Source organism: Bradyrhizobium sp. P5_C11_2, assembly GCF_054049755.1.
Window position 1 is genome coordinate 1 of sequence record NZ_JBFULT010000356.1, and the last position, 7,863, is coordinate 7,863.

The 7,863-nt window shown below is 65.2% G+C and carries 2 protein-coding genes; both read left to right on the forward strand.

Translation table 11 applies throughout. The annotated features are described in order from the left end of the window. The first annotated feature begins 32 nt into the window (after positions 1 to 32). Positions 33 to 5,336, forward strand: a complete 5,304-nt coding sequence (locus tag ACXJL8_RS27330) for a beta strand repeat-containing protein (RefSeq protein ID WP_456685911.1) — start codon at positions 33 to 35, stop codon at positions 5,334 to 5,336. Between the two features lie 147 nt (positions 5,337 to 5,483). Then, positions 5,484 to 7,715, forward strand: a complete 2,232-nt coding sequence (locus ACXJL8_RS27335) for a CHASE2 domain-containing protein (protein WP_456624084.1) — start codon at positions 5,484 to 5,486, stop codon at positions 7,713 to 7,715. Positions 7,716 to 7,863 lie beyond the last annotated feature (148 nt).

The following is a 7,863-nucleotide window of genomic DNA, read 5'->3' on the forward strand; positions in this document are numbered from 1 at the left end:
CCGCTGCCAACACGTCCGGCGGGACAATCAAGGTGCTGGCAAATGGTTGGCTGACCATCGACCAGGGCTCCGGCGTCACCAACACCGGCCACATCACTGTCGATGCCACGGGCAAGTTGACGGTGAACGGCGCCACGATCAGCGGCGCCGGCACGGTGACCGGCAATGGCGAGATCGACCTGACCGGCAACGCGGTCCTGAGCGGCGGTGTTCTGACCAACAATGCCATCTTCAACGTCAGCGGCACCGGCAATGCGCTGGACGGCGAGACGATCACGAACGCGAGCACCATCGAGGTGCTCGCCAACGGCGCGCTGGCGATCGGCCAGGGCTCGACGGTCGACAATTCGAGCGGCAACGTCATCGTCGATGCCAATGCCGCGTTGACCCTGGACGACGCCACCCTCAGCGGCGGCGCTGTCAATGGCAGCGGCACGATCGACGTCACCGTCGCCAGCAAGATCGACGGCGGCGCGACGCTGAGCACGGCCGCCGTCATTGCCGACGCCAAGCTGACGCTGGACGGCGTCACGGTGTCGGGCTCGACGATCACGGACAATTCCAGCATCCAGCTCGACAACACCGTCAAGCTCAAGGACGGCGCCAAGATCCAGGGCGGCCCGGTCACCAACAACGGCACGCTGGAGATCGCCGGCGCGGCGACGCTGCTCAACGACGTTCTCACCAACACCGGCCACACCGTAACAATCGACGATGGCCAGACGCTGACGCTGTCCGGCACCGAGATCACCGGCGGCACCATCAACAATTTCAACGGCGCGTCGGGCGGCACGATCGACGTCACCGGCGACAGCAAGATCGACGGCAATGCGACGCTGAACAAGGGCGCGGTCACGGTCGAGAGCGGCAAAATGCTGACGCTCGATGATGCGACCGTAGCGGGGAGCGCGATCACCAATAGCGGCATCGTCAAGGTCGACGCGAGCAAGAAGCTGACGCTGGCAGGTGCGAGCCTGACCGGCGGCACGCTCACCATCGTCGGCACGCTGGCGTCCTCCGGCGCCACGACGATCACCGATGCCAATATCTCGAACAGCTATCTGCTCGAGTCGACCCTCGGCGGCCTGCTGGCGCTGGTGGCGACGACTCCCGCCGCCGCCATCACGAACGGCGGCATCATCCAGGCCAATGGCGCCGAGCTCGACATCAACGGCGAGGCCGTCGCCAACACCGGCACGCTGGCCGCGATCAATGGCGGCACGCTGAAGCTGATCTCGACCACGGTGACCAATAGCGGCAGCGGCACGGTGTCGGTCGAGTCCGGCTCGACGCTCGATCTTGCTGGCGCGACCATCAACGGCGGCACTGTGACGATTTCGGGCACGCTGGAGTCGACCGGTACGAGCRCCATCAACAATGGCGACATCACCAACAACGGCACGATCACCGTCACCAGCGGTACGCTGACGATCGATCCCCCCGTGCTCCACACCATCACCAATCACAATCTGATCCAGGCGAGCGGCGGCGAGCTCGACATATCCGGCGACCTGATCATCAACACCGCCAATATCAAGGCGATCAACGGCGGCACGTTGAAGCTGACGACGGTCACCGTCACCAATACCGGCGGGACGATCACGGTCGACGGCACGTCGAAACTCTATCTGTCGGATGTCACCGTCAATGACGGCAGCCTGAACAATTCCGGAAATCTCTACGGCGTCTCCGGCGCGAACATCGTCTCGGCGGCGGTCGCCAACAACGGCACCATCGAGGTGCAGGCCGGGACGCTGAATCTCGCCGGCGGCCTCACTGGCGGCGGCTCGGTGACGATCGACAACGGCGCGACGCTCGAACTTGCGGGGGCGAACGCACAGACCATTACCTTTGCCGGCGGCACCGATACGCTCCAGCTCGACAAGGTCGTCGGCCAGAGCTTTACCGGCACCATCGCCGGCCAGTCGACGAAAGCCGGCACGTTCACGATCAAGGGCGCGGCCGACATCACGACAACGAGCGGCGATGCGCTCGACTTCACCGCGTCGGGCGGCACGCTTGCCACGCCCGCCGACATCGTTCTCACGCCCACCGGTGCCCTGACCGGCGCCGCCAACGGCATCGTCGTCACCCAGAACGGCACCGGCGGCATTTCGCTCACGGCGAGTGGCAACATCACGGGCCAGAACGGCCACGGCATCTGGCTGCGCGACAGCGCGACCGGCGCCGGCAACATCACGGTCAACAATCTCACCGGCAAGGCGACTGGCACCGGCGCGAATTCGGTCGGTGTGCTCGTCGAGAATTTGAACGTCGCCAACAACGGTGCCATCTCGATCACCCAGCTCGGCGGCGCCGTCGGCGGCGCATACGGCATCGATGCGGTCACGGCAGGCGGCGGCGACGTCACCATCGACGCCGGCGGCACCATCACGGGTGGCTCGATCTACGGCATCCGGTCGCGCAGCTATGGCGCCGGCGACCAGACCGTCACGACCGAGGCCGGCAGCGTCATCACCTCGGGCAGCTCGGGGATCGTCGCGGTCAACCGTGCGACGTCTCTCAGCGACCTGGCCGGCAGCACCATCACGATTAACGCCTACGGCACGATCAATTCCGGCAGCAGCCTGAACCTGGCCGGCAATCTGCCGGGCGGCATCGAAGCCGGCTACACCGGTGCCACCACCGGCACCAACGCCAATACCGGCGTCAACGGCACGGTCGTCGTCAACAACCATGCCAACATCACCGCTGCGGCCGGTTACGGCATCAACGCCTATAATTACGGCAATGGCGATGTCACGGTGACCAGCGCCGGCGGGACCGCGATTTCCGTCGCCGGCCCCCTGAGTATCGGCATCAACGCCTCGGCATTGAGCGGCGGCACCGGCGATGTGACGATCGCGCTCGGCGCGAACGTCACGATCTCGGGCGCGACGAGCTACGGCATCAGGGCCTACAGCATCGATGCGGGCGACATCAGCGTCACACTCGCGAGCGGCGACAGCATTACGTCGGGCAGCTCCGGCATCGTGGCGGTGAACTATGCGGCCGCGATCGCGAGCGGCGTGGGCAGCACGATCTCGGTGAAGGCGCACGGCACCATCCATTCCGGCTCGACCCTGAACAACGACGCAACCACACCGGGCGGAATCATCGCCGGCTACAAGCCGGGCGGCACCGGCGTCTTCTCGAGCGCGGTGACGGGCAACGTCATCGTCGAGAGCGATGCGACGATCATCGCCGATGCCGGCTACGGCATCGAGGCGTTCACCTACGCGGCCGGCGACATCACGGTCACGACCGGCGCGACGTCGTCGATCACCGCCGCGGGCACCGCGATCGGCGCGTTCGATCACGGCGGCGGCGATGTCAGTGTCACCAACAATGGCGCCGCCACCGGCACGGTCGGCCTGGCCGCCCTTGCCAACGGCGCCGGCGACATCACCATCGTCAATCATGGTGGTATCACCAGCACGAGCCTCGCCGGCATCAGCGTCACCCAGAACGAGGCCGGCGCGACCGGCTCGACCCACATCACCAATACCGGCTCGATCGTGGCGCCCAGCGCCCATGCGGCGATCTATATCCAGGAGAACACGGCCGGCGGCTCCGCGGTGATCGACAATTGCGCCACCGGAACGATCGGACCTGCGATCGCCTCCGCGGCGACCTACGCCATCGTCGAGACCGGCGGCGCCATCACGATCAACAATGCCGGCCACATCAACGGCAATATCTCGGTCGCCACCGCGACCTTCAACAACGAGCTGGGTGGCACCTGGACCGTCGCCGGCACCAGCGTGTTCGGCAATCTGTCCTCGATCAGCAACGCCGGCGAGATCGATCTCCTCAACGGCGCCTCGGTGTCCGGCACCAGCCTGAGCATCGCCAATTCCCACGACATCGACAGCTGGGGCACGGCGTCGATCTCCGGCACCATCACCAATACCGGCAGCATCGAGGTCCACACCGGGACCCTGACGCTGTTCGGCAAGCTGTCCGGCTCCGGCTCGGTCGCGATCGATGCCAACGCGACGCTCGAGGTCAACGCCACGGTCTCGCAGACCATCACGTTCGCGGGCAGCGGCGCCGAGCTCCAGATCGATACGGGAAGCTTCGGCGGGTCGATCGCGGGCTTCGCCGCGACCGACAAGCTCGACCTGTCGACCATCACATATGATGGCGGCACCTCGGCGACCTACGACCCCGTCACCGGCAATCTCGTCGTGAGCGACGCCTACGGCCACACCATCACGGTGAAGCTCATCGGTGCCGATTACAGCAACGCGCATTTCGCCAGCAGCAGCGACCTTCATGGCGGCACGCTGATCACGCTCAATGCCGCGGACGACGCGCCGGCCTTCACCGCAGCCGAGACCTCGCAGAGCGCGAGCTTCTCCGAGCTTGCGAACACCACCGGTTCCTCCGCGCTCGACCCGGCGTCGGGCGGGACCGGAACGATCCATTTCACCGATATCGACCTGACCGATCGTCCGACCGCGACGATCACCGCTCAGTCGGTCACCGCGCTCGATCACACCACGGCTTTGACGCTGACGCCGGACCAGATCGCCGCTCTGGAACACGCCCTGACCCTTCAGCAGGCCGGCAACACGAACAACGGCACGATCACCTGGAACTATTCGATCGCCGACAACGCACTGGATTTCCTCGGCGAGGGCCAGACCGCGCAGCTCATCTCCACCATCACGCTCGACGACGGTCATAACAAGACCGACACGGCCGAGGTCAAGGTGACGATCACCGGTGCGAACGACGCGCCGGTGCTCAATTACGACCAGATCAGCGTCACGCAGGCCGGCGATCAGGTGACCGTCCACGGCCTGTCGGTCGCCGATCCCGATACCAACGACACCTTCACGGTCGCAGCGACCGCTGTCTCGGGCAGCGTGAACCCCTCATCGGGGGCCGGTTCCTTGGCCATCGTCAATTCGGCGCTCCAGGCGCTGACCTACACCGAGGCGAACGGCGGGCCCGCCACGGACAAGGTTGCGGTCTCCGTCACCGATGCGCACGGCGCCAGCGACACGATCAACCTGATCTTCAACCTGTCTGAGGGTGCGGCGAGTCTCATCGGCACGACCGGCAAGGACGTGTTCTTCGGGACGACCGGCTATCAGGACCAGTTCGTGTTCGCGGCCAATTCCAACCACGACACGATCGTGAACTTCACGTCGGGCACAGACCACATCGACTTGTCGTTCCTGAACGCCTCCAACACTTCCGCCTGGATGGCTCAACATGTGGCCGCGTCAGGGACTGACACCCTGATCACGATCGATGCGGCCGACACCATCCTCGTGAAGGGCGTCAACCTCCAGGCGAACGATTTCATCCTTCACGTCACCTAGCGGCTGCGCCTCCCCGAAAACCGTGCGTCATTCCGCCTTGACCGCGGCAAAAAATCCATAATCCTGCACAGTCAGGAATAGCCAATCGGGCGCGGGCGCTCCATGATCGGTGCGCATGGCGCGAGGCAGCTAGGATATCCGACCAGCATGAAGCGTCTCAAGATCCTGCGGCGGTGGTTCACGCGGAAGTTCGGCCTTGCGCGGCTGATGTGCCTTGCGCTGCTGGTCCTGTTCGCCGGCTTCCGCATCTGGGATCCGCCGCCGATCCAGGAATTGCGGCTGCGCACCTTCGACATGTTTCAGCTGATCGATCCGCGCCACAAGACAGCGCGGCCGGTCACCATCGTCGATATCGACGACAAGAGCCTCGCCAAGCTCGGCCAGTGGCCATGGCCGCGCACGCGGATTGCCGATTTGATCCTCAATCTCACCGCCAACGGCGCGGTCGCGATCGGTTTCGACGTGGTGTTTTCGGAGGCCGACCGGCTCAATCCGGATCTGGTCGCGAGCCAGATGCGCTATCTGGACGACGCCACCCGCGCCAAGCTGCGCGAGCTGCCGAGCAACGACCAGATCCTCGCCGAAGCAATCAAGCGCTCGCACGTGGTGCTGGGCGAGACCGGGCAGCCGGCCGTGTCGTCCGAGATCGACAAGACGCTGCCCTTCACCGGCGTGGCGACGGTCGGCGAAGCGGATGCCGAACGCTTCCTGTTCGAATTCCCCGGGCTGCTGCGCAACGTGCCCGAGATCGAGAAGGTCGCCGCAGGCCGCGGCCTGTTCACGATCAAGACCGAGCGCGACGGCCTGATCCGCCGCGTGCCGATGGTGATGCGCGCCCAGGGCAACATCATGCCCTCGCTCAGCCTCGAAATCCTGCGGGTCGTCACCGGCACGCCGACGCTGCTGATCAGGACCGACAAGACCGGCGTGCGGGGCGTGCGCCTCAAGGGCGTCGAGATCCCGACCGACAGAAACGGCCAGCTCTGGGTGCATTACGCCCGCCAGGATCACTCGATCTATGTCTCGGCAGCCGACGTGCTCGACAACGCCGTGCCGCCTGCAAAAATCGCCGGCAAGCTGGTGCTGGTCGGCACCTCCGCGGTGGGGCTCAACGACATCAAGACCACGCCGGTGTCGTCGACCATGCCGGGGGTCGAGATTCATGCCCAGGTGCTCGAAAGCGTGCTGAGCGGGGCGGTGATCTCACAGCCGAACTATGCGTTCGGCGTCGAGCTGCTGGCAGCACTCGTCATCGGCCTTCTCGTCATCATCTTCACGCCGAATCTCGGCCCCGTGCGCCTGGTGCTGGCGGGCGCGATGTTCGCCGCGATCCTGGTCGGCGTCTCCTGGTTCTTCTATGCGCAGCACCGCTATCTGATCGACTTCACCTATCCGCTGCTGTCGACCACGGCGGTCTATTTGACGCTGATTTTCGCCAGCTTCGTGCGCGAGCAGCGGCAACGTGTGCAGATCCGCGGCATGTTCGCGCAATACATGTCGCCGGTTCTGGTCGAGCAGCTCGCGCAGTCGCCGGAAAAGCTCGTGCTCGGCGGCGAGGAGCGCCAGATGACGATCATGTTCTCCGACGTGCGCGGCTTCACCACGATCTCGGAGACCTACAAGCACGATCCGCAAGGGCTCATCGCGCTGATGAACCGCTTCCTGACGCCGCTAACCGACGTGATCATCGAGCAGAAGGGCTATATCGACAAATACATGGGCGACGCCATCATGGCGTTCTGGAACGCGCCGCTCGACGATGCCGAGCACGAGCTCAACGCCTGCGAGGCCGCGATCCAGATGCTCGAGCAGATCGACGCGGTCAACAAGGAGCGCGAGCAGGAAGCCGCCGACGGCGGCCACGTCTACATCCCGCTCAATGTCGGCATCGGCCTCAACACCGGCATCGGCGTGGTCGGCAACATGGGCTCCGATCTGAAGAAGAACTATTCGGTGCTGGGCGACAGCGTCAACCTGGCCTCGCGCCTGGAAGGGCAGTCCAAGGAATACGGCTTTCCGATCATCGTCGGCTCCAGGACCGCGCTCGCCGCCAAGGACAAGTTCGCGATCCTCGAGCTCGACTTCATCATGGTCAAGGGCAAGACCGAGCCGGAGGTGATCTACGCCATCGCCGGCCGCGACGACGTGATGCGTTCGGGCGCCTTCCAGCGCCTGCGCAACCTCACCATCGAGATGCTCGCCTGCTACCGCGGCCGCGACTGGCAGGGCGCCCTCAACGCGATCGAGCGCGGCCGCCGCAGCGAAGACGCCGACACGCTGGAAAAGCTGTTCAAGCTCTACGAGGCGAGGATCAAGGATTTCCAGCTCAACCCGCCGCCGGAAGGCTGGACCGGCGCCTATGCGCTGCTGACKAAGTAGCGGGTTGCCGGAGTGGTTCGAAGGCCGCCACACACGCGATGTCGTCCTGGCGAACGCCAGGACCCATTACCCCAGGGAGCAGTTACGGCGCCGAGCTATTCACCACCAGCCTTCGCAAACCAAAGGCCGGTGGTAATGGGTCCTGGCG